The 26,323-nt window shown below is 55.9% G+C and carries 17 protein-coding genes and 4 pseudogenes; 8 read left to right on the top strand and 13 right to left on the bottom strand.

The features are described from left to right. Nucleotides 1-12 precede the first annotated feature (12 nt). Nucleotides 13-2,070 carry a carbon starvation CstA family protein gene (locus PMA3_RS11440; RefSeq protein ID WP_064677252.1) on the bottom strand — a complete coding sequence of 686 codons (2,058 nt, stop codon included), beginning with the start codon at nucleotides 2,068-2,070 and terminating at the stop codon, nucleotides 13-15. A gap of 515 nt (nucleotides 2,071-2,585) precedes the next feature. Here PMA3_RS11440 and PMA3_RS11435 point away from each other — a divergent pair. Both PMA3_RS11435 and PMA3_RS11430 read left to right on the top strand, forming a co-directional pair. Continuing rightward, entirely contained in the window at nucleotides 2,586-3,953 is a 1,368-nt protein-coding gene (locus tag PMA3_RS11435) for a cache domain-containing protein (RefSeq protein ID WP_064677251.1), read from the top strand. A gap of 31 nt (nucleotides 3,954-3,984) precedes the next feature. Further along, nucleotides 3,985-4,617 carry a response regulator gene (locus tag PMA3_RS11430; protein WP_064677250.1) on the top strand — a complete coding sequence of 211 codons (633 nt, stop codon included), beginning with the start codon at nucleotides 3,985-3,987 and terminating at the stop codon, nucleotides 4,615-4,617. A 347-nt stretch (nucleotides 4,618-4,964) separates the two neighbouring features. On the opposite strand, the pseudogene PMA3_RS11425 reads toward PMA3_RS11430, so the two are convergent. The 11 genes and pseudogenes from PMA3_RS11425 to PMA3_RS11380 form a co-directional block, all read right to left on the bottom strand. Further along, nucleotides 4,965-5,687, bottom strand: a pseudogene (locus PMA3_RS11425) (type IV secretion protein Rhs); the annotation flags it as partial. 145 nt (nucleotides 5,688-5,832) lie between these two features. Then, a complete protein-coding gene (locus PMA3_RS11420; RefSeq protein WP_064677249.1) occupies nucleotides 5,833-6,429 on the bottom strand; it encodes an imm11 family protein in 597 nt (198 codons plus the stop codon). A gap of 9 nt (nucleotides 6,430-6,438) precedes the next feature. Continuing rightward, nucleotides 6,439-6,786, bottom strand: a complete 348-nt coding sequence (locus PMA3_RS33580; RefSeq protein ID WP_476748390.1) for an AHH domain-containing protein — start codon at nucleotides 6,784-6,786, stop codon at nucleotides 6,439-6,441. Nucleotides 6,787-6,834: 48 nt separating this feature from the next. After that, nucleotides 6,835-8,787: pseudogene (locus PMA3_RS11415) on the bottom strand (RHS repeat-associated core domain-containing protein); the annotation flags it as partial. 172 nt (nucleotides 8,788-8,959) lie between these two features. Beyond that, the gene (locus tag PMA3_RS30680) at nucleotides 8,960-9,433 is read right to left on the bottom strand and encodes a hypothetical protein (RefSeq protein ID WP_237140712.1); all 474 of its coding nucleotides are present in this window, start codon (nucleotides 9,431-9,433) and stop codon (nucleotides 8,960-8,962) included. Further along, a pseudogene (locus tag PMA3_RS11410) lies at nucleotides 9,430-11,139 on the bottom strand (RHS repeat domain-containing protein); the annotation flags it as partial. The gene PMA3_RS30680 and the pseudogene PMA3_RS11410, both read right to left, overlap by 4 nt. 124 nt (nucleotides 11,140-11,263) lie before the next feature. Then, complete coding sequence (locus tag PMA3_RS11400) at nucleotides 11,264-11,887, bottom strand: hypothetical protein (protein WP_064677247.1); 624 nt, start codon at nucleotides 11,885-11,887, stop codon at nucleotides 11,264-11,266. A gap of 16 nt (nucleotides 11,888-11,903) precedes the next feature. After that, nucleotides 11,904-16,130, bottom strand: coding sequence for an RHS repeat-associated core domain-containing protein (locus tag PMA3_RS11395; protein WP_064677246.1), 4,227 nt, complete (start codon nucleotides 16,128-16,130; stop codon nucleotides 11,904-11,906). 3 nt (nucleotides 16,131-16,133) lie between these two features. Beyond that, nucleotides 16,134-16,595: a DcrB-related protein gene (locus tag PMA3_RS11390; protein ID WP_064677245.1), complete on the bottom strand. Its 462-nt coding sequence runs from the start codon at nucleotides 16,593-16,595 to the stop codon at nucleotides 16,134-16,136. 37 nt (nucleotides 16,596-16,632) lie between these two features. Next, on the bottom strand, nucleotides 16,633-17,217 hold the full coding sequence (locus tag PMA3_RS11385; RefSeq protein ID WP_064677244.1) for a hypothetical protein: 585 nt from the start codon (nucleotides 17,215-17,217) through the stop codon (nucleotides 16,633-16,635). An 11-nt stretch (nucleotides 17,218-17,228) separates the two neighbouring features. Next, on the bottom strand, nucleotides 17,229-19,079 hold the full coding sequence (locus PMA3_RS11380) for a type VI secretion system Vgr family protein (RefSeq protein WP_064677243.1): 1,851 nt from the start codon (nucleotides 19,077-19,079) through the stop codon (nucleotides 17,229-17,231). Nucleotides 19,080-19,778: 699 nt separating this feature from the next. Between PMA3_RS11380 and PMA3_RS11375 the strand changes: the two genes are divergently transcribed. Genes PMA3_RS11375 through PMA3_RS11355 form a run of 6 tightly spaced genes read left to right on the top strand, consistent with a single transcriptional unit; the run spans nucleotide 19,779 to nucleotide 24,205 of the window. Continuing rightward, the gene (locus tag PMA3_RS11375) at nucleotides 19,779-21,269 is read left to right on the top strand and encodes a DUF6861 domain-containing protein (protein ID WP_064677242.1); all 1,491 of its coding nucleotides are present in this window, start codon (nucleotides 19,779-19,781) and stop codon (nucleotides 21,267-21,269) included. Then, nucleotides 21,266-22,381: an ADP-ribosylarginine hydrolase Tri1 gene (tri1, locus tag PMA3_RS11370; RefSeq protein ID WP_064677241.1), complete on the top strand. Its 1,116-nt coding sequence runs from the start codon at nucleotides 21,266-21,268 to the stop codon at nucleotides 22,379-22,381. Before PMA3_RS11375 ends, tri1 begins: the two co-directional genes overlap by 4 nt. Nucleotides 22,382-22,396: 15 nt before the next feature. Next, complete coding sequence (locus PMA3_RS30675; protein ID WP_237140711.1) at nucleotides 22,397-22,591, top strand: hypothetical protein; 195 nt, start codon at nucleotides 22,397-22,399, stop codon at nucleotides 22,589-22,591. Then, a complete protein-coding gene (locus tag PMA3_RS11365; RefSeq protein ID WP_064677240.1) occupies nucleotides 22,588-22,851 on the top strand; it encodes a hypothetical protein in 264 nt (87 codons plus the stop codon). The genes PMA3_RS30675 and PMA3_RS11365 overlap by 4 nt, the downstream gene beginning before the upstream one ends. 59 nt (nucleotides 22,852-22,910) lie before the next feature. Continuing rightward, the gene (locus tag PMA3_RS33575) at nucleotides 22,911-23,819 is read left to right on the top strand and encodes an immunity protein Tsi6 family protein (protein WP_420848673.1); all 909 of its coding nucleotides are present in this window, start codon (nucleotides 22,911-22,913) and stop codon (nucleotides 23,817-23,819) included. Between the two features lie 38 nt (nucleotides 23,820-23,857). Beyond that, on the top strand, nucleotides 23,858-24,205 hold the full coding sequence (locus PMA3_RS11355) for a DUF7957 family protein (protein ID WP_064677239.1): 348 nt from the start codon (nucleotides 23,858-23,860) through the stop codon (nucleotides 24,203-24,205). 139 nt (nucleotides 24,206-24,344) lie between these two features. Here the strand turns inward: PMA3_RS11355 and PMA3_RS11350 are convergent. Next, nucleotides 24,345-25,985 (bottom strand): annotated as a pseudogene (locus tag PMA3_RS11350) (M48 family metallopeptidase); the annotation flags it as partial. Nucleotides 25,986-26,323: the final 338 nt, after the last annotated feature.

Genomic DNA, 26,323 nt, shown 5'->3' with positions numbered 1-26,323 from the left:
TGCACTCCTCGATCAAGCATCCGGCACGGCCTGGAACGGTGCTTCTTTATCCGTACGTTCCTTGGTGCCCCAGGCAGCAATACCGACCTTGAGCGCAAAGAACAGGATGCTGAACACCACCAACAAGAACAGCGCCGTCAGCGTGGCATTGGTGTAGGCGTTGTAGATCACGTGCTGCATCTGGTCGATGTTCTTGGCCGGTGCCAGCACCTGACCGTTGGCCAGGGCATCGCTGTATTTCTTCGCCAGCGCCAGGAAGCCGATCGCCGGGTTGGCGTCGAACAGCTTGATGAAGCCGGCGGTGGTGGTGCAGATCAGCAGCCAGACCGCGGGCAGCATGGTGACCCAGACGTAGCGTTGACGCTTCATCTTGATCAGCACCACGGTCGCCAGCATCAGCGCGATCCCCGCCAGCATCTGGTTGGAGATACCGAACAGCGGCCACAAGGTGTTGATGCCGCCCAGCGGGTCGATCACCCCTTGGTACAGCAGATAACCCCACATCGCCACGCAACCGGCGGTGGCGATCAGGTTGGCGGTCCAGGACTCGGTGCGTTTCAGCGCCGGTACGAAGGAGCCGAGCAAGTCCTGGAGCATGAAGCGGCCGGCACGGGTACCGGCGTCTACCGCGGTGAGGATGAACAATGCTTCGAACAGGATCGCAAAGTGGTACCAGAACGCCATGGTGTTTTCACCCGGCAGGAGACTGTGCAGGATCTGCGCGATACCGACCGCCAGGGTCGGCGCACCGCCGGCGCGAGCCAGGATGGTGGTTTCACCGATGTCCTTGGCCACCGCTTCCAGCGCTTCCGGAGTAATCGCAAAACCCCAGCTGCTGACGGTCTGTGCCACCGTAACGGCATCGGAGCCAACGATCGCTGCCGGGCTGTTCATGGCGAAGTACACACCCGGCTCGATCACCGAAGCGGCCACCATCGCCATGATCGCCACAAAGGACTCCATCAGCATGCCGCCGTACCCGATGTAACGGGCATGGCCTTCACTGGCCAGCAACTTGGGCGTGGTGCCCGAAGCGATCAGCGCGTGGAAACCCGAGACCGCACCGCAGGCAATGGTGATGAACAGGAACGGGAACAGACCGCCCTTCCACACCGGGCCGGTGCCGTCGATGAACTGGGTCAGGGCCGGCATTTTCAGCTCGGGCATGGTGACCAGGATGCCGATCGCCAGAGCGACGATGGTACCGATCTTGAGGAAGGTCGACAGATAGTCACGGGGTGCCAGGATCAGCCACACCGGCAACACTGCCGCAACGAAACCGTAGCCGATCAACATCCAGGTGATCTGCACGCCGGTGAAGCTGAACGCCTTGGCCCAGACCGGGTCGGCGGCAATCTGCCCACCGAGCCAGATCGAACCGAGCAGTAGCGCGACACCGATTACCGAGATTTCACCGATGCGGCCCGGGCGGATGTAGCGCATGTAGATGCCCATGAACATCGCGATCGGGATGGTCGCCATCACCGTGAACATGCCCCACGGGCTTTCGGCCAGGGCCTTGACCACGATCAGCGCCAGCACCGCGAGGATGATGATCATGATCAGGAAGCAGCCGAACAAGGCGATGGTGCCGGGGATGCGGCCCATTTCTTCGCGGACCATGTCACCCAGGGAACGACCGTTGCGGCGGGTGGACAGGAACAGGACCATGAAGTCCTGGACCGCGCCAGCCAGCACCACCCCGGCAATCAGCCACAGCGTACCGGGCAGGTAGCCCATCTGTGCCGCCAGGACCGGTCCGACCAGGGGCCCCGCGCCGGCAATCGCCGCGAAGTGGTGACCGAATAGCACGTGTTTGTTGGTCGGCACGAAGTCCAGGCCGTCATTGTTGAGCACGGCGGGCGTAGCGCGATTGGGATCGAGCTGCATCACTTTATTGGCGATGAACAGGCTGTAGTAGCGGTATGCAACGAGGTAGATGGCGACTGCAGCGACTACGATCCAGAGGGCGTTGATGGCTTCGCCGCGGCGCAGGGCCACGACACTCAGCGCGAACGCTCCCAGGACAGCCACGGCAAACCAGGCGAGGTGTTTAGCCAGACGGGGCATAGCGTGTCTCCTGCCGACAGCCAGTGGACTGCGGCGGTAATTTTTATAATTGTGTCCGCTGAGCGGAGCTGGCCCAATATCCGCGCATGCCGTCCACAAATAAATCCGCGTTACTACGTACGCGACCTCTACGTAGTTCTACGTAGATCGCCCCTATCTATCGGTTGAAACACAAATCCCCTGTAGGAGCTGGCTTGCCAGCGAAAGCGGTGTGTCAGTCGCCATTGATATTGAATGTGCCGCCGCCTTCGCTGGCAAGCCAGCTCCTACAGGGGGGTTTTACATTCAACCGACAGATCCCGGCAGCAGGTCATTCCGTCCACCACCGCTACTGGACCCGCACTCCTTGGCATATGATGCCCGCCCAGGAACTGTAGGAGCGAGCTTGCTCGCGATGGACTTCAGAACACCGCGTATACCCGGTAAACACGCGTTTTCGTTGACGACCATCGCGAGCAAGCTCGCTCCTACAGTATTAGCGTCATCGCCCGCCTTCGGCCCGGTCAGGAGCCCAGATGCAGCTCAAACACAAAATCGTCGCGCTCGGCATCCTGCCGCTGGTACTGGCGATCGCCGTCATCTGCGCCCTGGTCATCTCCCTGAACCGTCAACTGGGCGATCAACAGGCGCAACTGATCGAAGACAGCATCCTGGCCAGCAAGCGCGCCGAACTGAAAAACTACGTCGAAATGGCGCAGAGCCTGATCGAACCGCTGTACGACGACGGCCACGGTGACGCGCGCGCCCAGCAGCAAGTGCTGGAAGAGCTGCGCAAGCTCAGCTTCGGCGTCAACGGCTATTTCTTCGTCTACGACCGCGAAGGTCGCAGCCTGATGCACGCGCGCCAGTCCGATCTGGTCGGCAAAGACCTGTGGGACATGAAAGACCCCCACGGCCTGCCGGTGATCCAGGCCTTGCTCAACACTGCGCAATCCGGCGAAGGCTTCCAGCGCTACGCCTGGAACAAACCCTCCTCCGGCCAGGTCACCGACAAGCTCGCCTACGTGGTCATGCTGGATCGCTGGGGCTGGATGCTCGGCACCGGCATCTACCTGGAAGACGTCGAACGCGCCACCCAGCAGGCCCGTGACGAAGTGGCCATGGGCATCCGCAAGACCATGCTGGCGATAGCCGCCGTGGCCCTGGTGGCGGTGCTGTTGGTGTTCGCCAGCGGCATGACCCTCAACGTCAGCGAACACCGCCTGGCCGACAAAAAACTGCAGCGCCTGACCCAACGCATCGTCAGCCTGCAGGAAGAAGAGCGATCCCGGGTGTCCCGTGAACTGCACGACGGCATCAGCCAGGTCCTGGTCTCCATCAAGTTCCAGTTCGAACTGGCCAGCCATGTACTGGAGAATGACCAGGGACGAGACAAGGGCCTGGGCATCCTGAGGGAAGCCACGCAACGCCTGGGGGATGCGATCGGCGAAGTTCGCAGTCTGTCCCACGACCTGCGCTCATCCTTGCTCGACACCCTGGGCCTGCCGGCGGCGATCGGCCAGCTCGCCGCCGAATTCGAGCAGCGCAGCGGCCTGGTGGTGACCTACGACGACAACGAATTCGCCTGCGACCTGGTCGACGGCGCCGCGGTCTCGCTGTTTCGCATCGTCCAGGAAGGCCTGACCAACATCGAACGCCACGCCCGGGCCCGCAACGTATCCATTACCCTGCACGGCTCGGAAGACGGCGTGCGACTGACGGTGGTCGATGACGGTATCGGCTTCAACGTCGCCAAGGTCGAACGTCGCCACGCCGGCATCGGCCTGCGTAATATCCGCGAACGCGTCGAACATTTTGGCGGCCAGTTCGCCCTGACCTCGACGCCGGGAAGAAGCGAACTGGACGTCCTGCTACCGATGCAAATGCCCGGCACCCAACGCTGAGTCGTGCCCACAACAAGAGTGAATGCCTGCAATGAACCTGCCCTACCCGATCCGCGTCGCCCTGGTCGACGATCACGCCCTGGTCCGCGATGGAATCAAGGCGCTGCTGGCGGTGATGGCTCCCCTGGAAGTGGTGGGCGAAGCCGAGAACGGCGCCGATGCGATCGAGATGGTCGGCCGCTGCCAGCCGGACCTGCTGCTGGTCGACATCAGCCTCAAGGACATGAACGGGCTGGAACTGACCCGGGTGCTGCGCAGCCAGTACCCGTCGCTCAAGGTGCTGATGCTGAGCATGTACGACAATAACGAATACGTGAGCGAGTCCGTGCGAGCCGGAGCCAGCGGTTACGTGCTGAAGAACTCGCCGTCCAGGGAGATCATCGCGGCAATCGAAGCCATCGCCAGCGGCGGCACCTTCTACAGCGCCGAAATCGCCCAGCGGCTGATCGCCGACAAAAGCGCCGACAACGAACTGACGCCCCGTGAGAGCCAGGTGTTGTACAAAATGGTCCAAGGGCTGAACAACAAGGAAATGGCCCGGGAACTGGATATCAGTGTGCGCACCGTGGAAACCCATCGCCTGAGCATCCGGCGCAAACTCAACATCGATAAACCGGCGGCGCTGGTCAAGTACGCGATCGATCACGGAATCATTTCGCGCTAGAAGATCTCGCCGCAAAATCCGGCTCGACGCACAAAACTTGTAGGAGCGGGCTTGCCCGCAAAGGCGGCGGGAAGTCTAACGATGATCTCTCGGCCGCCATCGCCAGCAAGCCGGCTCTTATGGAACAAAGTTTATCTCATTGATTTTTTAGATAAATTACTTGCCGATTTAGCGGCATGTTCTCTGCGCGAAAGCGCAGCCTCTTCGCAGGCTGGGTGGTCTCCTACAGGGCAATGCGTCTGTCCACTATGTTGTGATCGACATAACTCCCTGTGGGAGCGGGCCTGCCCGCGAAGGCGGTGCACCAGTCAAAACCAATGTTGACTATAAAATTGCTTTCGCGAGCAAGCCCGCTCCGTACATTCACTAGCCGGGTTCTTATTCCCGGTGTGCGTCAACACCTGGCCGAGGGCGTTGTAGGTGAAGGATTCGGTGCTGCCGTCCGGGTGCTGGATGCGCAGGACTTCGCCGTCGGGTTTGCGTTCCAGGGTGGTGGTCTGGTTCAGCGCGTCGGTGACGGCGATCAGGTGATGGCGCTCGTCGAAGCGGTAAAGGGTGTTTTTGCCCGAGCAGTCCTGGAAGCGTTCGACCTGGGCCAGGGTGTTCCACCACAGGTATTTGGATTTTTGCGTGGCGTCGATGATGGTGTGCGGCAGGCCGTCATCGCTGTTGAGGTATTCGGTTTTGTGGCCCAGCGCGTCGACTTCGGCGATGAGGTTGCCCTTGGCGTCGTAGCGGGCTTTCCAGGTGCTGCCGTCGGAGTAGTCGACCTGGGTAACCAGGGTTGTCAGGTGATGGTACTGGTACTTGATCTTGCGCCCGAGCGGGTCGGTTTCTTCCAGCAGTCGAGCGTATTCGTCGTACTTGAGCGTGACGATATTGCCGTCGGGCAATGTGAGGCCGGTCATGTTGCCGGTGTCGTCGATCTCGATGACGTAGTGCTCGCCACCGAAGTCGCGGCTGGAGGTGACGCGGTGATCGCTGTTGTAGTGGATCTCGGCTTCGCGCCTGAGCACGTCGGTGACCCAGGTGGTGCGAGCGCTTATGTCGTAGCGGAAATGGAAGTGGTCACATCCGCTGAAGGGTCTACACACTCTTCGTAGAGGACAACTATTCCGGATGGGGAGAGACAGAATTGCATACCATCGCCCCCCTTCAGGAGATTTACATCAGGGGATCACAAGTTACACGCAGAAACAATCGATATTACATCCACTAAAAATCATCCCACGGAGCATATCGGTAATCACCATCAATTTTTTTGAAGGCGAGTCCATAAATTTGTCTATTAACGCACTCGATCAAAAATTGCTCAGAGCACACAACTTCATGAATCTCTTCAAAATAAAAGAAATTTGAGTTTATACCTGAGGAAATTACGAGCTTATCAATTCGTTCATAATTCTGGTTTTTTGAGTCGGTCACTTCTATCTTGAGATTGCTATCTAATACAAACGAAGACTTCTCCAAATCCATCGCTCTGAGCCTTTCAGTCGCAGCGAAGAAATGATATTTTTTGTTCGGCGCAAGCTTTCCTTCTATAAGAATTTCAACCGGCCGACTAACGTAGCTACATTCACAAAAATCACAGATAGCCAAAAACTTTTCGCTTGCTAAAAAGTGATCGGGCAACCAGTCTGCATTTAGCTGCGGCACGTCGGCCACAGCTCGATACTTAGCAATTAATTCACCCGACTCAGGGTTTTCGGTAGGATAATGGAATTCTGGCAACTCCGGAATCCATTTAAAATCAAAAAAATATGGTGCCCCTTCACCATCAGGCTCATAACTAACAATGTATAAATTTTTCATTTTTTCGCCTCACAATAGTCGACCAGTTATCGCGTCAAGCTTGAACAACCCGCCCTCAAGCTCCTCACCGGCCCAGGCTTGAATATTTTTGACGCCGAGCGCAAGGTCCATATCTGTCAAACTACCTAAATTATTATTTAGTTTAACAAGTTTGTTTTTTACAGCTTCAGTGTACTGACCGTGGCTTGACCAGTGTCCGGGCATACCGGTAGATTTAGCCAAGTCTTTGGAGCCCGGGAGGAAAATGCCATTTGAAGCCCCATCGGGATCCCATCCAATCTTTTTCAGCCTACCAAACATACTTTTGAATTGAGCACTTTTTATCAATTCTTCAGGTACTAAATGGTGGTTCGCCATTCCATCGCCGGGACGCGCCCCCATGTTGTTACCTAACTTCGTAGAGCACCAGCCTAACGGATCGACCCAATTGTTAGGGCTCGGTGCGTACGAGTAGAAATTCATCCCTCCAGAAAGCGCTATCGGATCCTGCGTAATAAACCGCCCCACCCCCGGATCGTAATACCGAAACGTATTGTAGTGCAGCCCCGTCTCGTCGTCGAAATACTGCCCTTGAAACCGCAGGTTCTGTTCGACGTCATCGACCTCCAACCGCTCCAGCGCTCCCCACGCCTTGTATGTCGCCTGCCAGACAATCCGCCCCTCGCGGTCCGTCATCTCCAGCGGCGTACCGATCTGGTCGGTATGGAAGTAATAGAGCTTCTGCTCCCCACCTTCCGTCTGGTCCACCCGCGCCAAGGGCGCATAACTGCCCGGCTCGTAGAGGTACAGGCTGCTCTGCCCCGGCGTCTCCTCGCGCAACATCCGCAAGCCTTGCCACAGGAAATGCTTCTGTTCCGTGACCCCGTTGACCACTGACACCTTGGCCACGCGCCGTCCCAGGCTGTCATAACGATAGGCACCGCTGCTTTCCAGCTTGCCATTCACCAAGGTCTCGGCCTTGACCAGCCGATTTTCGCCGTCATAGCTGAACGTCTGCAGCCGGCTCAACCCGCTGCGTTTTTCAACCAGGTTACCCCACGCATCGTAGGTATATTCCTGATCTCGCCACTGCTTGATCCGGTTGTCCTTCACGTGATCAAACTGACTGGTGTTGAAGTTCAGCCGGTTCGCCGCCGCGTCATAGCGAAACTCTTCGCTGTCCACCAACTTGCCGGTGTCGCGGCTGTGCAGTTGGCCGTTGGCTTCATACGCGTACTTGATCTCGCCGCGCAGCTTGTCGAGGGTGCGGGTCAGTTCGCCGGCCGGGTCGTACTGGTGACGGCGGTGGATCGGGTTGTAGGCGTGCTCTACCAGCAGTTGCGGCTGGATGCCGGGGTTGTGGAGTTGCGAGAGCTTTTCCGCCGGCAGGGTCGAGGCGAACTGCCAGGCCTTGCGGCCCATGGCGTCGTAGCCGTAGCAGCTGGTGAGGTGCCCCTGGGTGCGCAGGACTTCGCGGTGCAGGTCATCGCGCTCCATATCGCTGATCAGCTGGCCGTCGAGGTTGAGTTGGTGCAGGTGGCCGCTGCCGTAGTACAGGTGGTTCAGGTGCTGACCAGTAGGCAGGGTCAGCGTGGTCAGGTTGCTCAGCGGATCGTAGTCGTAGGCCAGAGCACCTTGGGGTGTGGTCTCCTTGATCAGGCGCCCGAGCAGGTCGTAGGCAAAATCGAGTTTCTCTTCGCTGACGCCGAGTTTCTTGCCGTTGGCGGTGGGCAGACGCTCGATGGTCAGCAAGCGGTCTGCGTCGTCGTAGGTGTAGCCCTGACGCGCATCGGCGTTGAGTTTGGCCAGCAGGCGGCCAATCGCATCGCGCTCAAATTCGGTATGACGCTGTGGCCGTTCGCCGCGCTCGCCGTAGCCGATTTCGTTGACCCGTGTCAGGTGTCCGCCCAGGTTGTAGCTGAACTGGCGGGTCAGGTTGTCGATGCGTTTTTCTTCGACCAGGCGGTCGGACGCATCATAGGCAAACTGGTAAGCCGCATTGTTTTCGTTGACCAGCGCGGTCAGGCGAATGGCCTGATCGTATTCATAGCGGATGCGCTGGCCCTTGGCGTCCTGGCGGCTGCTCGGCAGACCGCGGGCGGTGCGCAGCAGGCGTGTGGTCTGGCCTTTGCCGTCGGTGTGCGTCAGCACCTGACCGAGGGCGTTGTAGGTGAAGGGCTCGGCGCTGCCGTCCGGGTGCTGGATGCGCAGCACTTCGCCGGCGGGTTTGCGTTCCAGGGTGGTGGTCTGGTTCAGGGCGTCGGTGACGGCGATAAGGTGGTGGCGCTCGTCGAAGCGGTAATGGGTGCTTTTGCCCGAGCAGTCCTAAAAGCGTTCGACCTGGGCCGGGGAGTTCCACCACAGGTATTTGGATATGAAGGCGAAAACAATCAGCCGAGCTAGTGCACCCATAAACTTTACTTACGGAATATGACCGAAACACCAGCCACTACTACAAGTAGGCTTTTAAAGAACTTCCAAACGCTATCATACCTAAAGAACACACGCTCGCGCAAAAACACTCACTACGATTTAGATCAATTCTGATCGACTAATTCATATTACTAAATTTAATTACTTGCTTTGAATACGAATGGGCCTTGGGAATCCTGGACGCTTTCAAATATTTATTCAGGGAATCTACGCCTTTGCAGGAAAGTAATAACTCTATAGCATTTATTAGCAAAAAACCAGGAGCATAGCCTTGGCTAACTATATTTGAATCTTTATCCTCAGTGCTTGGCTCTTCACCAACTGGATACTCTTGTTCATCAGGATTACCGTGTAGTGCTGTATATTTTTTGATCGAGTATCTTTTTAGCTCATTAGAACGCAAACCAAATAGAGATTTTATTTCATCCACTTCCAATTCAGATCTTATTATCGAAGCTGCATCTAATCTTGCAAACACATCCTCATAGCTTTCTATTACAGAAATCCTCAAGTGGCTTTTCAACTCAGCGACCAACGTCCTATAAGCTTCTGAATTGATTATTTCTTTTGCAGTTTCTGAATTTACAGTCACCAAACGTCTACCCCTTTCACTACTCTGATTAAGTCTGAGCCTACGTGCCTAAATGAATCGACAGCCTCATGCTCCCACGGCGTTAACGATAGCAAGTTAGAAGTCTCATGCACACCAGAACCTCCTATGCGCTGCGGTATGTCATTATGATGCAACTCCAACGCGATGTCTTTTCGTGACAATTCTAACGTTTTGCGATTTACAACCTCTACTGTCATTCTAGGAGCTTTACCTTCCGCCATATTGGCTAAATTTGCAGGTGAGTATACTTGGCTCGGTGCCTGCGCTTCAGCTTTCCAATATTTTCTTCTCGCGGTGCTCCAGCACTCCCATCCCCATGGGTCAATCCAACCGGTAGGATTAGGTACGTACCGGTAGAGATTGTCTCCACCATTCAAGCCAATCGGATCCTGCGTAATAAACCGCCCCACCTCCGGATCATAATACCGAAACGTGTTGTAGTGCAGCCCCGTCTCATCATCGAAATACTGCCCCTGGAACCGCAGATTCTGCTCGACTACATTGACGTCCAGACGCTCCACCGCCCCCCACGCCTTGTACGTCGCCTGCCAGACAATCTGCCCCTCGCGGTCCGTCATTTCTAGCGGCGTACCAATCTGGTCGGTATGGAAGTAGTAAAGCGTCTGCTCCCCGCCCTCTTCCTGATCCACCCGCGCCAACGGCGCGTAACTTCCTGGCTCGTAAACGTAGAGGCTACTCTGCCCCGGCGTTTCCTCACGCAGCATGCGCAAGCCCTGCCACAGAAAATGCTTCTGCTCCGTTACGCCGTTGACCTCCGACACCTTGGCGACACGACGCCCCAAGCTGTCATAACGATAAGCCCCGGTACTTTCCAGCTTGCCGCCCACCAACGTCTCAGCTTTAACCAACCGATTCTCACAGTCGTAACTGAACGTCTGCAGCCGGCTCACCCCACTACGCTTTTCAATCAGGTTGCCCCAGGCATCGTAGGTATATTCCTGATCCCGCCACTGCTTGATCCGGTTGTTCTTCACGTGATCAAACTGACTGGTGTTGAAGTTCAGCCGGTTCGCCGCCGCGTCATAGCGAAACTCTTCGCTGTCCACCAACTTCCCGGTGTCGCGGCTGCGCAGTTGACCATTGGCTTCATAGTCGTACTTGATCTCGCCGCGCAGCTTGTCGAGGGTGCGGGTCAGTTCGCCGGCGGGATCGTATTGGTGACGGCGGTGGATCGGGTTATAGGCGTGTTCTACCAATAGTTCAGGCTGGATGCCCGGGTTAAGAATCTGCGAGAGTTTTTCTGCCGGCAAAGTCGAGGCGAATTGCCAGGCCTTGCGGCCCATCGCGTCATAGCCAAAACAACTGGTGAGCGTGCCTTGAGTGCGCAGCACTTCGCGGTGCAGGTCGTCGCGTTCCATGTCGCTGATCAACTGGCCGTCGAGGTTGAGCTGGTGCAGGTGGCCGCTGCCGTAGTACAGGTGGTTCAGGTGCTGGCCGGTAGGCAGTGTCGGTGTTGTCAGGTTGCTCAGTGGGTCGTAGTCGTAGGCTAGCGCGCCTTGGGGCGTGGTCTCCTTGATCAGGCGGCCCAGAAGGTCCTAGGTGAAATCGAGTTTCTCCGCGCTGACGCCGAGTTTTTTGCCGTTGGCGGTGGGCAGACGCTCGATGGTGAGCAAGCGGCCTGCGTCGTCGTAGGTGTAGTCTTGGCGGGCGCCGGAGTTGAGTTTGGGATGGATATCGTTGAAGCAGTACTAAGATTAATTTTTCTGAAGCAATCCGCTTCGATCGAGCAATATTTAAATAGATGCATATGGCGCCCTAACTTGCCCCCTACCGACAAGCTGACTTGGATCAGAATTCCAGCTTAGCGTCATATATATACTTTGATAGCGGCGTTAAATTAACACCTTTGAGTCGACATTCAGTGATCCTTTCTGCAAGTGCATCTGAAATCACGTACTCATCCTTCAGCATCTCCGATGCAACAAAGATATCTAGCGGACATAAATTTTCACTAAGTTGGAAATCTGATATCAAGTCGAATATCAACCTACCCGAGTGATAAGCATCTTCTTCCGGAGTCTTGGTAACTGGATCGAATCGAAATTCATATGTAGATTTCGCCATATCTAAAATTTTGTGGACCTCTCGGCTCCGCAACAGATAGTATTTTTTTGAAGCTAGCGGAAATGCTTTGTTTTGTTGATGCAGCCGAACATCTCTAATATCTACACTCCCGAAACTACTATCAATTATCAAACGCAGCAAAAATTCGGAGCAAATAAACTCGCTACCAAAATAAAAAAAATCCGAATCTACGATTCGATGCTGCGCATAAAAATCTAAAATTGTTCCGACTGACGGAAATTTTTTGTCTGCAAAATCATTGGAATTCCAATTATACCCAACCAATTCCCCGTAGATACTATTTTCGGGACAGCCATCTTCACCACCCTTATAACCGATTATGTACATCACACCCTCCTCAAATTTAACAAAGCCGACCTTTAGCGTTAGTTGGTACGTTTTTAGCTAAAATATTTGATCGCCATTTATTCTGAATAGATTTCAACCCTAACGCTAGGTCCATATCGGTTAATCGCCCTGCCCTGAAGGCGGTATTGAGCTTACTCACATCGCTTTCAACTAGAGCAGTATAGTCTACGTGATTGCTCCAATGGCCAGGGAGATCAAGGGTTTTAGCCAAGTCTTTAGTTCGAGGTAACTCGATACCGTTGGACGCTCCATCAGGCATAAATCCGAACGTTTTCGCTTTGTCGAACATTTGTGGATACTTCTTCATCACTTCTTCGGGAATAATGTGATGAGCTGCGTGCATATCTCCAGGCCGCATACCCAATTCAACACGTAAGTCGGCACTCGACAATCCCTGAGGGTCAATCCAGCCCATCGAGTTGGGAACGTAAAAATAAAGATTGCCTCCGCCCAATAACCCGATAGGATCCTGCGTAATAAATCGCCCAACCTCCGGATCATAATACCGAAACGTATTGTAGTGCAGCCCCGTCTCGTCGTCGAAATATTGCCCCTGAAACCGCAGGTTCTGCTCGACCTCGTTCACTTCGAGCTTTTCAACCGAGCCCCACGCCTTGTACGTCGCCTGCCAGACAATCCGCCCCTCTCGGTCCGTCATCTCCAGCGGCGTACCAATCTGGTCGGTATGGAAGTAATAGAGCTGTTGTTCCCCACCCTCAACCTGATCCACCCGCGCCAACGGCGCATAACTGCCCGGCTCGTAGAGGTACAGACTGCTCTGCCCCGGGGTTTCCTCGCGCAAAAGGCGCAGGCCTTGCCACAAAAAGTGCTTCTGCTCGGTGACGCCGTTGACCGCTGACACCTTGGCCACCCGCCGTCCCAAGCTGTCATAACGATAGGCACCGCTGCTTTCCAGCTTGCCATTCACCAAGGTCTCGGCCTTGACCAGCCGATTTTCGCCGTCATAACTGAACGTTTGCAGCCGGCTCAACCCGCTGCGCTTTTCAATCAGGTTACCCCACGCATCGTAGGCATATTCCTGATCGCGCCACTGCTTGATCCGGTTGTTCTTCACGTGATCAAACTGACTGGTGTTGAAGTTCAGCCGGTTCGCCGCTGCGTCGTACCTGAACTCTTCGCTGTCCACCAGCTTGCCGGTGTCACGGCTGCGCAGTTGACCATTGGCTTCATAGTCGTACTTGATCTCACCCCGCAGCTTGTCGAGGGTGCGGGTCAGTTCGCCGGCGGGATCGTATTGGTGACGGCGGTGGATCGGGTTATAGGCGTGTTCTACCAATAGTTCAGGCTGGATGCCCGGGTTAAGAATCTGCGAGAGTTTTTCTGCCGGCAAAGTCGAGGCGAATTGCCAAGCCTTGCGGCCCATCGCGTCATAGCCAAAACAACTGGTGAGCGTGCCTTGAGTGCGCAGCACTTCGCGGTGCAGGTCGTCGCGCTCCATGTCGCTGATCAACTGGCCGTCGAGGTTGAGCTGGTGCAGGTGGCCGCTGCCGTAGTACAGGTGGTTCAGGTGCTGGCCGGTAGGCAGAGTCAGCGTGGTCAGGTTGCTTAGTGGGTCGTAGTCGTAGGCCAGCTCGCCTTGGGGTGTGGTCTCCTTGATGAGACGGCCCAGCAGGTCATAGGAGAAATCGAGCTTCTCTGCGCTGACGCCGAGTTTTTTGCCGTTGGCGGTGGGCAGGCGCTCGATGGTGAGCAAACGGTCTGCGTCGTCGTAGGTGTAGTCCTGCCGCGCATCGGCATTGAGTTTGGCCAGTAGTCGGCCGATTGGGTCACGCTCGAATTCGGTATGCCGTTGTGGTCGTTCGCCGCGCTCGCCGTAGCCGATTTCATCCACCCGTGTCAGGTGCCCGCCGAGGTTGTAGCTGAACTGGCGGGTCAGGTTGTCGATGCGCTTCTCTTCAACCAACCGGTCGGACGCGTCGTAGGCGAACTGGTAGGCCGCATTGTTTTCGTTGACCAGCGCGGTCAGGCGGATGGCCTGGTCGTATTCATAGCGGATGCGCTGGCCCTTGGCGTCCTGGCGGCTGCTCGGCAGGCCGCGGGCGGTGCGCAGCAGGCGCGTGGTCTGGCCTTTGCCGTCGGTGTGGGTCAGGACCTGGCCGAGGGCGTTGTAGGTGAAGGATTCGGCGCTGCCGTCCGGGTGCTGGATGCGCAGCACTTCGCCGTCGGGTTTGCGTTCCAGGGTGGTGGTCTGGTTCAGGGCGTCGGTGACGGCGATCAGGTGGTGGCGCTCGTCGAAGCGGTAGTGGGTGCTTTTGCCCGAGCAGTCCTGGAAGCGCTCGACCTGGGCCAGGGTGTTCCACCACAGGTATTTGGACTTGTGCGTGGCGTCGATGATGGTGTGCGGCAAGCCGTCGTCGCTGTTCAGGTATTCGGTTTTGTGGCCCAGCGCGTCGACTTCGGCGATGAGGTTGCCCTTGGCGTCGTAGCGGGCTTTCCAGGTGCTGCCGTCCATGAAAGTCGTCTCAGTGACCAGCGTGGTACTGAGGTGATATTTGTATTTGATTTTGCGACCCAGTGGATCGGTCTCTTCCATCAGGCGTGAAAAGTCGTCGTATTTGAACGCGAGCTTGTTGCCATCGGGCAGATTCAAACCCGTCATGTTGCCGGCTTCGTCCAGGGCAATACCGTAGCATTCGCCGCCGTAATCACGACTGGCAATCACGCGACGGTCCTCGTTGTACTGAATTTCCAACTCACGCCCCAGCACGTCAGTAGCCCAGGAAACGCGCTGGTTGAAGTCGTAGCGGTAGTGAAAATGTTCGCCATCGCTGGTCCAGTGCTCCACCACGCGAGGCTGATCGCCGAGGGTCTGCCAGCGGTAATTGCAGGTCAGGCCGAGGGCGTTACTGTGACTGGCCATGACGCCATCGGCGTAGCTGAAACGTCGAACGGAATCGTTGTTGCGATTGATCACTTCGATCAGTTGACCATTTTCGTCGTAACGGTACTGCACCAGGGTTTCGACGGCGAGGTTGTCGACCACACGCTTGACGTCGGTCAGGCGACCCAGAGGATTGTCGTAATGCAGGTGAACACGGACACCGCCCGGGGCGCTGATGTCGGTAAGCGTATTGTCGGCCGAATAGCTGAAGTGCAGGTAATGCCCCAGGGCATTTTCAATGCGCTGCAACTGAACAGCAGTATCGTCGTCCGGCACTTCGCCGAAATAGAAGAAAGTGTTGTCGAGTGTCTGTAGGAGGTAGTGACCGCCCTCAGTGCGAACCAAGTGGATTTGCTCATAAGGGTTGTAGGTGCGATCGCCAGGTTCAACGTCAACAAAAGGCACACTGCGCCCCTGGTTATCAGTGAGGTAGACGAAGCTGCCACTTCTGCGCAGACTTTGTTCCCACGGCAGCACCCACCCTCTACCCAGCACGCTTTCAACGTTCAAATCACTTGCGTAGAAACGAGACCATTCAATGGGCATTAGCCCAGGGAGCGCAAAGTCGGTTTCACCCGACTCGAACAACACTTTGCGCCCCGTTGTAAGATCAACCGGATTGCCGCTTAAGCCGCCGATCGCGCGCTCTACGGCCGGTCCGATTATGAAACGACCGGCCAGATAGCTACCTGCGATTGTTGCCCCAAACTTCAATGCGCACGGACCGGCAGCTTTCAGCCCCTGTGTCAGTCCGAGCCGGAAGATCGGACCTACCGCGCGCCCCATGGAAGCGACGATCATCAACACATCGACGGTAACGCGTAGCCAGGCCGGTACCTCTTCGTCTACGTCGAGATAGCGTTCTGTTCCGCCACCAATGAACACGTTATTCGAGCCACTGGATATTTTCGCACCACAGGTAAGTTTGTCACCCTTGCGCGCAGCCGCCACGTTGTTGATGAATACGTTGGACGAACCTTCCGCAACTAGCACCGGCGCCGGGTGTTTATCACACGCGCCTTGACTCAGAGTTGCATGGGCAGCATTACGGTTGTTGATGAACACATCCGCAGAGCACCCTTCCAGCTTTATTCCTCCGGCTGGAGAACTTCGTGCCGCTCCCATGCTCTCCCCAATCGCCGGAATGAAGCTGGCACCCACGCCTGCTGCAATACTCAGCAGGATTCCACCCAAACCAGCCGTACAAATCGTGAATGCGGCAGCAGTTGCTATCGCAAGCCCAATCACTGCACCAACGAGGAACCCGCCAAGAGCACTGGTGTGCTCAATTTCATCACCCCAACGAGCTGCTTCGAACATGAGTTACTCCTGTTCGACGTCAGTGGGCACGGTGTCCTGGCGCGGTTGGAAGCTGGTCAGCAGTTGCAGCCAGTTCTCATTTTGAGTGGCGCTAAAATCAGCTTGACTGGTCGTTGAGAACACTAGAATACGACCTTGCTCGATCTCAAAAGCCGCCTGACGCTGATAAACAGGACGACCATCGTTCATGTAGTAAGCATCCACTTGGATGCCTGAGCGCGGTTGCTCGCTCGATAACGTCGCAGGTTTCTTGCTGAGCAATGTGTAGCCGCGCAGCTTGGCAGCTATAAGCTTCACCTGACGCTCGATGTAAGTTTTCAGGTACTCGGCGGGCAGCATATTGTCACGCGATATCGTAATGTTGAGCGGAGCCGGGATGCTGTTACCGAGTACAAACATATTTACCGTACGGTCCTGAAAACCTTCCGGCAGTACGATAGATCCTTCCTGAAGCTGATAGTCCATTGGAGGTGTATTCCGTGAATGCGTAAAAGGGAAATGTTCAGTCAGCAGAGACACTTTCCAGCATGGCGTCGAACTCGATCAGCCAATCGGCAAGCTCTGCGTGTGCCGGATTTATCATGGTGGAGATGCTGAAACACTGACGCTCGTTACCGTTATCAGATTCGATCACAGCACTCATTGCTCTGCCATGGCGGCGTTCCTGACCGGCAGTGAATATGTAATCCAGTGCAATCGCCCGGTGGCCCGCGAGCACACCATCGCTCTGCCGCACAATGGTGACGTCGGGGTGGTCTTGACGCAATTTTTCCACATACAGCTCGACGGCGCGCCTCAACGTCAGACCTTCGGGCGCAGGACGGCGCTTCGCACCAAACGTGACGGGATGTCCATACTTTTCCAGCGTGGTGTCAATGTCGCGGAAGTTGAATCCATCCGGGATCAGCAAATTGAGGCCCGCGACTGTCAATCCATTACGGGCGAGCTGCAGCGGCACTTTGACAATGGGCTCGGGCTCGATAACAGCCGGTGGCGCGTCGGCTGCTTGCTGCTGTAGCTGCCGCGCAAGCGCCTCGGCCGCCAGGCGCTTCTCAGAGATTCGGTCGTAAATACTGGTCCTGACCATGGTCTGCGTTCTCACTTGTTGATATCGACACGGTCACCTTGAACATAGGTGTTTTTGCCAAGAATATTGATGACGTCACCTTTAATCTCGATCCCGGCAGGAGTCAGCGTGATACTGCTATCTCCCACCTGCAAAATAATGTGCTCTTTGGCATTCACCTGAATGAACTGGTTATCGACCTGAATCGTCAGCGAGCCTTCCTGGACATTCATCACCGTGTCTTTCTTGATCGTTTCGGTGTGCGTGCCACCCACCGTGATCGTGCGATTGCTGCCGACACTGTGGGTCTCGTCGACCTCGATCTCGGTGTCCATGTTGCGTTCGGCGTGCATGATCACTTGCTCGGCGCCGGCCTTGTCTTCAAAGCGGAAGAAGTTCGCTGTGCCGCCGTCGCCTTTCATCGACCGGGTCAAAAACCCACTTTGCGTCTTGTTCGCCGGCAACGACCAGGGCGGAGTGTTCTTGCTGTTGTACAAACTGCCCATGATCAACGGCCGATCAGGATTGCCGTCGAGGAACACCACCACCACTTCATCGCCAACCCGCGGAATCAGGATGCTGCCAAACCCGCCGCTGGCGCCGGATTGGGCAACGCGCACCCAGCACGAACTCTTGTCGTTGTGCTCGCCCTTGCGGTCCCAGTGGAACTGCACCTTCACGCGACCGAGTTCATCGGTGAATATTTCCTCGCCCGGCGGGCCGACGACGATGGCGGTTTGCGGGCCGGAGATGGTTGGGCGCGGGGTGGTGAGTTGCGGGCGGAAGACGATCTTTTTGCGCACGCAGGAGAAGGTGTTGTAGTAGCTCGCCTGATGACCATTGAGGTAGTTGTTGTGGCCTTCGCTTTCGACGCTCATCAACAGGAACTGGCGATCGTCGGCCGAGCCCTGATCGTGGTCGTAATGCTGCAGCAGTTCGAAGGTGTACCCGGGTTTCATCGCGCGGCAGTTACTGGCGCCATGAAAGCTTTTGCCTTTCAGCTCCAGGGCTTCCACGCGCAGCCTGACCAGCGCTTCACCTTCGTCGTAGGTGCCATGGGTGTATTGGCCGGGGAAGTCGTAGATCTCGAAATCGTCGACATCGCCCTGCTTGTTCAGGCTCTTCATGGCCACCGGCAGGCGGTTGGTCGGCTGGCGATAATCGAAGGTCTGGACCGCGATTTTTCCGGACTGCAGCTGGCGGTTGCCGCTCCATTGGGTGATGGAGTCGGCAGTCTCGGTGACCGAGGCGGTATGGAAGCGGATCTGTGGTTGCTCAGGCAACGGCAGCAGCGTGCTGGAGTCGTCGCAGATGATCATGGTGTGGGTGTCGGCGGTGTGTTCGAAGTAATAGAACATCCCCTCTTCCTCCAGCAGGCGCTGGACGAAGTTGAAGTCGGTTTCGCGGTATTGGGTGATGTACGTGTAGCGTTTGAGCGGCTTGCTCAGGCGGAATTCGTGACGGGAAAACGCGGAGCATAAGGCGAACACCTGAGTCACCACTTCTTCCACAGTGCAGCCCTGGAAGATGCGCGTGTCGAAACGGTTTTTCAGCATCGAGAACCAGGGATTCAGCGTCGCGGTGTAGCGGGCCATGCCGCCGTCGCTGCCGATACTGGCGAAGCGGGTCAGATAACCCGCCATGTACCGCGGGCCCGCCTCGGCCAACTCGATCTCCAGCACCACGTGCTGGCCCATCATTGACTTGAGCTCCACCCCCGAATCCTGGCACACCAGCATCAATTCGAAGTTATAGGCACGTGACAGACCATCAGTTCCCTTGAAGGACTCAAGCAATAGCTGCTGGTCGGGATTGGCAAGGTTCGTGAACTTGAACAGACGCCGATTCTGCGGGGAAAGCATTGCGGCTAGGTCCATCAACATGTGTATCTCCTTGAAAGCAGTGGGGAACGCTACCGCCCTCGCCTACCACTGCGCATAACGAATCTGACAGAAGGGTCGAAACCCGATTACAACATCGTGGATTGGGGAAACAATCCGCTGCTCCGTAAACTGGCGGAGCGAAACAGCTCGGACTTTGTATGAATCCGCCTACAAACTTGTGCCGTCAGCTTTCGAAATCAATGACATTTCGCAAACGGAATTCGAAGACTGATAATGCGACCGCAGACCAATGCGAAAGTGCCATCACTCAAGCAAAAATGCGAGGGACGTCACGTTATCAAAGGCGTTACAGTCCTCCGAAAGCGGCAAAGGAAACACCTTCGCCATCCACTGTGTCAACCCGGAAACGGCATTTCCCGGTTGCTACTCAGATAGGGATTCATGCCCCGCTGAAGTCTGAAAAATAATTATCGGCCGCTCTGGCGCGCCACAAACGCCGGTATATCAAGGAGGAATGGGGCATTACGCGCCATTAAAAAGCAACTAGTGCCTCATTGACATCATTGCCTAGCCTACCTGAACAATAAAAAATGGGATCCACATTGAATTTTATTGCGCCTGATGCAGTCTAGAGTGCGGCTAATGGCCAGTACTTTATCCTGGGCATAAAGTCGGATATCCGACACTTCAAACGTGGCGACAGGGAAGCTTCTTCCACCCAAGGACAGTGATGTGTAAATGGATCTTTTAGCGAATGTGCCCAGCTGGGCCGACGTCGAACGAAACCTCGATCAGAAATTCAGCGAACTGAACCAGGGCGTCAACGAAGGCTTGCAGAGCGTTCACGACAACTGGAACGGCTTCACCCGACGAGTAGGTAACGGTGCTAGCCAGGCCTATGGCTACATGGGCGGTCACCGGATCGATGCAGTGAATCGGGCGATGACCCTCTCCTACCCGATCATCCAGATGGACCTCAAGCGCAAGTGGGCCTCGATCGAAATCGAGCAGATCCTTCCTGTGCTGCTGCAGCTGGTCAAAGAAGTCTCGATGATTCTGGGCGGTAGCGTCGCGATCGGCACCGTGGCTGGCGGCGCAGCGGGTGCATTTGCATTTGGTATTGGCGCAGCGCCCGGCGCTGCCGCCGGGGCAGGTATCGGCTTGCAAGTCGGCAATCTTATTCTGATGGGCTTGGGCTTATCCGCCATCGCCGAGTATTTTTACCAAGGCCTGCCCGCCTGCCTCTCTTCATTGCAGGAAGGCATTGCCACCGCCTGGCACGCCGAAGAAGGCGTCAAACCTTCCGGCCTGGACCCAACCGGCGGCTCCGCGGCGCTGGTGCAGGAACGCATCGAACGCTCGGCGCGCCAATTGGCTCGCGGCCAGGAGCAACTGGTGTTGCTGCTACTCACTGCCATCGTCACCTACCTGACGCGCGGCCAGATGAAGGCGGGCGTAGTGGGCAGCATGGAAAGCATCGCAACACGCAGTGCGAAGCTACAGGCCCAGATATCGAACAAGCAGTTGGCGGGCTGGTTGGCGCGTAATGAGCAGAAGTTGTTGGCTCAGGCTGAGTTACATGTGAAGGAACCGGCGCCTTTGGCGAAGGTGGAATTACCTGAAGTCAAAAAAATAACGGAGCGACCCGTTGAGGCAAAGCGTCCACCGGCGCCGCCACCGCTGATGTCGCTCAGAGATGCGGTGGGCCAGCAAACTGCAGAAAGATGGATTGCAAACGGTAGAAAAATTGCCGACAAAGCTGACCCTGATCGTTCACGGTTGCTAACCGATGACCAGATTGGGGCTCTTCACGGGTACACAACGAATGAGGGGTACACTTGGATCAATCCGGCCTTACGCGGAAAGACGCCAATTACTGAGCAAATGGAGGCCTTCGCAACGCATGCAAAAGATGGCTTAGCCAAGCTTCCTCGCTATGTAGAAGGTGAAACCTACCGGGGAACAAGCTTGCCAGCAGATGTACTCACCGAAATACGAATGGGACATCCTACTAGCGATGGCGCATTCTTTAGCACCTCTGCTGAGACAGGCAAGGCTTTCAGTGGCAACGTTCGAATCGTGACTCGTGGCACATCTGGAAGGGACATCAGCTTTCTATCCGGGCACCGCGAGGCGGAGGTTCTCTACCCTCCGGGAACACAATTCAATGTGCTTAATAAAATTGAATCCGGGTCAGTGACCCACCTTCTTTACCAAGAGATCCCATGATTGATTTAAGAAGTTCGAACGAAGTGCTCGCCAAATATATCGAGCGCTATGACCACCTCCTTCCGCCCCCCTCTCTGCAATTGCGCCAGCGCATGGATTATACGTTGCAGCCCGACGCACCCAGATTACCGAACAATAAGCCTGACTGGCTGACTTCGAGACCTTGCTCAATTACTGAAGAGCAAGCGCTGGACCGTTCAAAAGGATGCCTGCTCGGGCTCGCAATCGGCGATGCGGTGGGTACAACACTGGAGTTCTTGCCCCGCGATCGTGAAGCCGTCATGGACATGGTAGGCGGCGGCCCATTCAAACTGAATCCCGGGGAGTGGACCGACGATACAAGCATGGCGCTTTGTCTGGCAGATACCTATCTCGAAAGGAGCGATTTCGACTTTTACGATTATGCCGAGAGACTCTGTCGCTGGTACAAAAACGGAGAAAACAGCCATAACGGTAAATGTTTCGACATTGGCAATGCGACTCGTACCGCGCTTGAGGGACGACTGACGCAGGGGCGCGATTGGTACGGCAACGATGATCCTTCCACTGCCGGCAATGGGACGATTATCCGACTGGCACCGACTGCTATTTATCGTCGTCATTCATTATCCGCAACCTTGCGGGAAAGCGCGGCACAAAGCCGCGTCACCCACAAGGCTGCTGAAGCCGTAAATTGCTGTGAACTGCTCGGTGCCCAACTACATTTGGCGCTCAATGGCGCAGACAAAGAAGAAACCTTGTCGTCAATGGTTCGGGCCTTGTATCCCCGCCCCTTGATCATCAATGCTGGCGAGTACAAACAAAAAACCCGCGATCAAATCCGATCCTCAGGTTACGTCATCGATACGCTGGAAGCGGCGTTATGGGCGGTGTGGAACACGGATAACTTCAAGGATGCAATCCTGCTGGCGGCCAATCTGGCAGATGACGCGGATAGCGTGGCAGCCACCACCGGCCAGATAGCAGGGGCATTATACGGGGTTTCGGGTATGCCGAAAGAATGGGTCAGCCAGGTTGTCTGGTCTGAACGCATTCAAGGCTTGGCCCAAAAATTATTCGAACGCGCCCCACTCCACGACGACATGGACGATGTTATTTATGGGGGCCGCTGAACGCTCCTGCGAATCATGGATGTGCGTATTGATATTCCTACTCCTGACAAACTAGGTCTGCGCATCCCATCTGGCAACGAAACGGGTGCCAACCAGTTTTGGCTTCCGGGCGGAAAATTGCCAGATGGTAACTTTGAAGCAGTAATTGATGCCGGAAAGATCTCCTCGGAGCTATTTCAGACAACTCCTTTAAAGTGGAGAACACTATGAAACTTCAAGACATTTACGTAAATCGCGAGGAACTTTTCTCGTTAGGAATCGAGAAAACTTCCGGGAGGTTCTACGCTTCATTTCCAGTTAGCAACGGCATGGTTGACTACGAGGAATATTACGAAATAGATCGCGCAAGCTTCGAACTTTTTCAAAAAAACATTGATGCCGCAGTGGATTTCGTTATGAAATGCCGTCGCAGAGAACTGGACGAGTTGCTAATTGAGAAGCCTGGAACCAACAGAGGGTCGGCTGTTTGATATGTAGATAGAAGCAGATATGGATAAATAACGTTGATTGGACCGCTGAAGGCTTTCCCATGTCAAAACTACTGCATCATTTGAAAGCTCTTTTCAGGCCAAAGACTGGTCTTCCACCCGCCCCCACCGGGCAGGTTGTTGATGAAGCCCCCTTGACCGAGTTGGCCAAGGCACCTTCCCAAGTGGAGAGGAACTTGTCTTGGCTACCGATCAATCGTGAAGCGGAGGTTTTTGAACCGCTAATACCCCCCGCCTGCCCGGACCTGACGCTTGTGGATGCCCTTCTATTGCAGCGCTATCGAGTATTCGTCATAGCGAATGACCCGGCCGGTTTGACATCAGAGGCAACGATAAACTGCGACAATCCCGGCCAACTGGCCACTGAGTTGTACAAGCAAGGTGAAAATCTTGGCTATGGTCGAGGCACTGAATCCTCGTTTGAAATCTACTGGCTAATGCAATGTGCAGCCATTGTTTCTCTACTGACTCATGGACCACAATCGGAACAATTTCTTACCTATAGAAAACACGTTGATTATTATCGGAACTCCGACCTGACCAGAGAGCAGGTTCAATTGTTTGATGATTATGTGGCGTCGCGTAGCTATCACACCACCGTAGCCGGGGAGGACCACCTCCTGAAAACGCCAATAACTGCCCTCGATTACATCGACAATGCAATAGCAATCACCGCACTCAGATACAACAGGCGCCCGGAATTCCAGATTTATTCAAGCTCGTTAATCCAACTGCAATTCATAAAAAACGTATTGCTAGGCGTTGAAAAAGATAACGCGAGGCTGCACCAATTGACTATCGGCGCTTGGGCCGGCAAAGAGTTTGAAGTCAACGATCCCGAACTAGCTAGCGCACTGGGAATTGCCTTCTACATTGGCGATCAGATCGCACAGGGCTTAAAGATTCAGCTGCCTAATGGACTGCCACCAGAAAGTCTTCCTCGCACATAGCATTGCTGCGACTTCACTGATAACGCCGGGGTAAATAGATGACCGAAACGTGGCACCGTATTGACGACGGAATCCTATGGATAGCAGGTCAACCCATTTCCCTGCCTCAACCCGTCAAAGAGGCCCTTCACCACAACGACAGGCTCTTGATTCTGGTCGAGCCCGCGCCCGATGTGATTTTCAACAGAAACATCTTTGCACTGTCGATGCACGGCGAACTACTCTGGCAAATCGAAGAAAGCCCCCATGGCACGGAAGTCGACAAGCCCTACATGAATCTCCACTGCGACAAAAATGGGGTGGTGATTGCCGGTAACTGGAATGGCCTCAGCTACTCGGTCGATTTGCACAATGGCACCGTCAGCGTTGCTGCTTTTGAAAAATAGGGCGCCGTTCGTTGCTGTACGGTGGATCAGGCTCGATCAACGACATCGTTCTGTACGACCAGGCAAAACCCTTGTTGGATGAGAACAACGAATTGCATGCGTTGCTAGCAGAGCTCTATGACGTTTGCGTGGGTAGCCATTAATCCACTTGCTCAAACCGCTGCTGCAACAAATGCCGCGCGGTCCCCGCGTTCAGATACGTACCAATCAGCTCCGCCAGCTCCTTCTCCTTGAGTTTCCTGTCGTCCCGGCAAAACTGCATCAGCTGCAACTGCACCCAGCGTTTTTTCTTGTCGAGCTTCACATCAGGGGCAAAGAACGAGCGTGAGCTCAGCTCTGGCATGGGCGCGTCATCTTCGAGCAACAGATTCAAATGCACGCCCTGCCCCACCCGCAGGCCGAAATCCGCGACGTGTTGAATGGGCAGTGGCGCCTTGAGGTTGGCGAACACGAAGTGCTCGGGGGTGAGCAGCAATGCGGTCTTATCCGCGCGCATGAGCAGGCGCAGCGACATCGGTAGCATGCAGGCCATCATGAAGGTGAGCACGCCGCCCGCTGCCAGCAACACGCCCTTCTTGCTGCCTGCCGCTTCGGGGAACAGAAGCGACCACACCAGCAAACCGAGGCCCACCACCATCAGCGTGCCGAAGAACACCAGGCTGATCCAGCCGCGAACGCGCGCACCTTCGTGCAGCCGCACTTCCTCGGTGGCCTGGCTGGCATGGGTGCGCAACTCCTCGACCAGCGCCACATCCTGCGTCACGTAGTGATTGAGGAAGTCCTCGGTGACGCGGCGGCGCAAGGCCTGGGGATCGGCAAAATACTGATCCAGTGCGGCGCAGGCCTGTGCTGCGACTATGGGGCGGGTGCCGCGGCTCACGGCTTCCTCGAGTGATACCTGCAACGAGGCCACGCGCTCACCGTTGGACGGGTGTGTGTCCGTCGGGTGCGGCAAGCGGGTGGCCAGCTCTTCCTCGGGCAAGGTCAGCGGCTGGGCCGCCAGTTCATGCAACACGCTGGTCGGCAGGTCGCGGGTCAGGGCGTGTTCCGTGGGGTTGGTCGCGTGGCCGACATGGGTGCCCACACATTCTTGCAGCAGCGGGTCGATGGCGGAGATGCGCAGCAAGGCCGACGCCGCGGCGATATTTCCCGCCAACCGGGCGCCCGCGGCGTCGGCGGCCAGTTCCCGCACGCGGCTCCAGTGGTTCACCGCATGATCGAAACGCTCCATGAAGTAGATCCCGAGCATGAAGGCCGGGCGCAGGATCGAGCGTTGCAGCAGGTCGCTTTGCTGCATGGTTTCGCCGATCACCCCCAGGCTGCGGCCGATGCCGTCGTAGATCGGCAGGAAGCGCTGGCTGTACTCGGTATCGGCGCCCGCGAAGTGCGCCAGTTCGTGACCGATCACCGCGCTGGTTTCCGCCCGGTCGAGCAATCTCAGGTACAGCATCGGCACGTGCAGGGTTCGACCTTGGAGCGCGGTGTCCGAGGGCAGCAGGTTGATGTCGCTGGAGGTGACGTAAAAGCCTTCGGTCATGCCCAGCACGATGTGTTCGGGCGCCAGGGCGCCGAGTTGATCGGCCAGGTCGCGAACATAGGCCCACAGCACCGGCGCTTGTTCGGGGGTGACGACCTGGCCGAGAACCGGCATTGGCGTCGATTCAAACATGTGCAGCATCACGCGCAGCTGCTTGCCCATCTGCCAGATCGAATACAGGCATCCCAGCATCACCACCAACGCGATGCCCACCAGCTTGAATTCGCCGGAGGACATTCTCCCCGCGATGGGCTCGATAGCTGCGTCGCTCTTACTGTCCCTGGCGAGCACAAATTCCATTTAACAAACGCCCGAAGGCCCTTGTGCACTTGTACAACCCACCCCTGAAACGGTCCTGAGGCGCCGTTGTACAAGGCGCGTTATACCGCGATGGCAGCAATATGTAACCTCAAAAGACCCCGGTGTTTTATTCAGCGCCGGAGCAAATCCAGCTTTTCGTGCCCCCTCTGCTTTTGTCATGACTCCGACATATAAATCGATCCTGCCCATGCTCTTTTTATTTTTCCTTTCCATTCGTTGCCTGTTTGGTGAACCGGTTCACCTTTTTCAATTTATTTTAA

It is taken from the genome of Pseudomonas silesiensis, from assembly GCF_001661075.1.
GTDB classification, from domain to species: domain Bacteria; phylum Pseudomonadota; class Gammaproteobacteria; order Pseudomonadales; family Pseudomonadaceae; genus Aquipseudomonas; species Aquipseudomonas silesiensis.
Note: the sequence above shows the minus strand (reverse complement) of the source record. Positions and strands in the feature narration are given on the sequence as shown.

Excerpts from the sequence above, each read along its gene's own strand:
- PMA3_RS11435 (WP_064677251.1), top strand. The coding sequence starts at position 2,586 with ATGCAGCTCAAACACAAAATCGTCGCGCTCGGCATCCTGCCGCTGGTA.
- PMA3_RS30675 (WP_237140711.1), top strand. The coding sequence starts at position 22,397 with ATGGATGTGCGTATTGATATTCCTACTCCTGACAAACTAGGTCTGCGC.
- PMA3_RS11395 (WP_064677246.1), bottom strand. The coding sequence starts at position 16,130 with ATGTTCGAAGCAGCTCGTTGGGGTGATGAAATTGAGCACACCAGTGCT.
- PMA3_RS33580 (WP_476748390.1), bottom strand. The coding sequence starts at position 6,786 with ATGGCGAACCACCATTTAGTACCTGAAGAATTGATAAAAAGTGCTCAA.
- PMA3_RS11355 (WP_064677239.1), top strand. The coding sequence starts at position 23,858 with ATGACCGAAACGTGGCACCGTATTGACGACGGAATCCTATGGATAGCA.
- PMA3_RS11380 (WP_064677243.1), bottom strand. The coding sequence starts at position 19,079 with ATGTTGATGGACCTAGCCGCAATGCTTTCCCCGCAGAATCGGCGTCTG.
- PMA3_RS11365 (WP_064677240.1), top strand. The coding sequence starts at position 22,588 with ATGAAACTTCAAGACATTTACGTAAATCGCGAGGAACTTTTCTCGTTA.
- PMA3_RS11375 (WP_064677242.1), top strand. The coding sequence starts at position 19,779 with ATGGATCTTTTAGCGAATGTGCCCAGCTGGGCCGACGTCGAACGAAAC.
- PMA3_RS33575 (WP_420848673.1), top strand. The coding sequence starts at position 22,911 with ATGTCAAAACTACTGCATCATTTGAAAGCTCTTTTCAGGCCAAAGACT.
- PMA3_RS11420 (WP_064677249.1), bottom strand. The coding sequence starts at position 6,429 with ATGAAAAATTTATACATTGTTAGTTATGAGCCTGATGGTGAAGGGGCA.
- PMA3_RS11430 (WP_064677250.1), top strand. The coding sequence starts at position 3,985 with ATGAACCTGCCCTACCCGATCCGCGTCGCCCTGGTCGACGATCACGCC.
- tri1 (WP_064677241.1), top strand. The coding sequence starts at position 21,266 with ATGATTGATTTAAGAAGTTCGAACGAAGTGCTCGCCAAATATATCGAG.
- PMA3_RS11390 (WP_064677245.1), bottom strand. The coding sequence starts at position 16,595 with ATGGACTATCAGCTTCAGGAAGGATCTATCGTACTGCCGGAAGGTTTT.
- PMA3_RS11440 (WP_064677252.1), bottom strand. The coding sequence starts at position 2,070 with ATGCCCCGTCTGGCTAAACACCTCGCCTGGTTTGCCGTGGCTGTCCTG.
- PMA3_RS11400 (WP_064677247.1), bottom strand. The coding sequence starts at position 11,887 with ATGTACATAATCGGTTATAAGGGTGGTGAAGATGGCTGTCCCGAAAAT.
- PMA3_RS11385 (WP_064677244.1), bottom strand. The coding sequence starts at position 17,217 with ATGGTCAGGACCAGTATTTACGACCGAATCTCTGAGAAGCGCCTGGCG.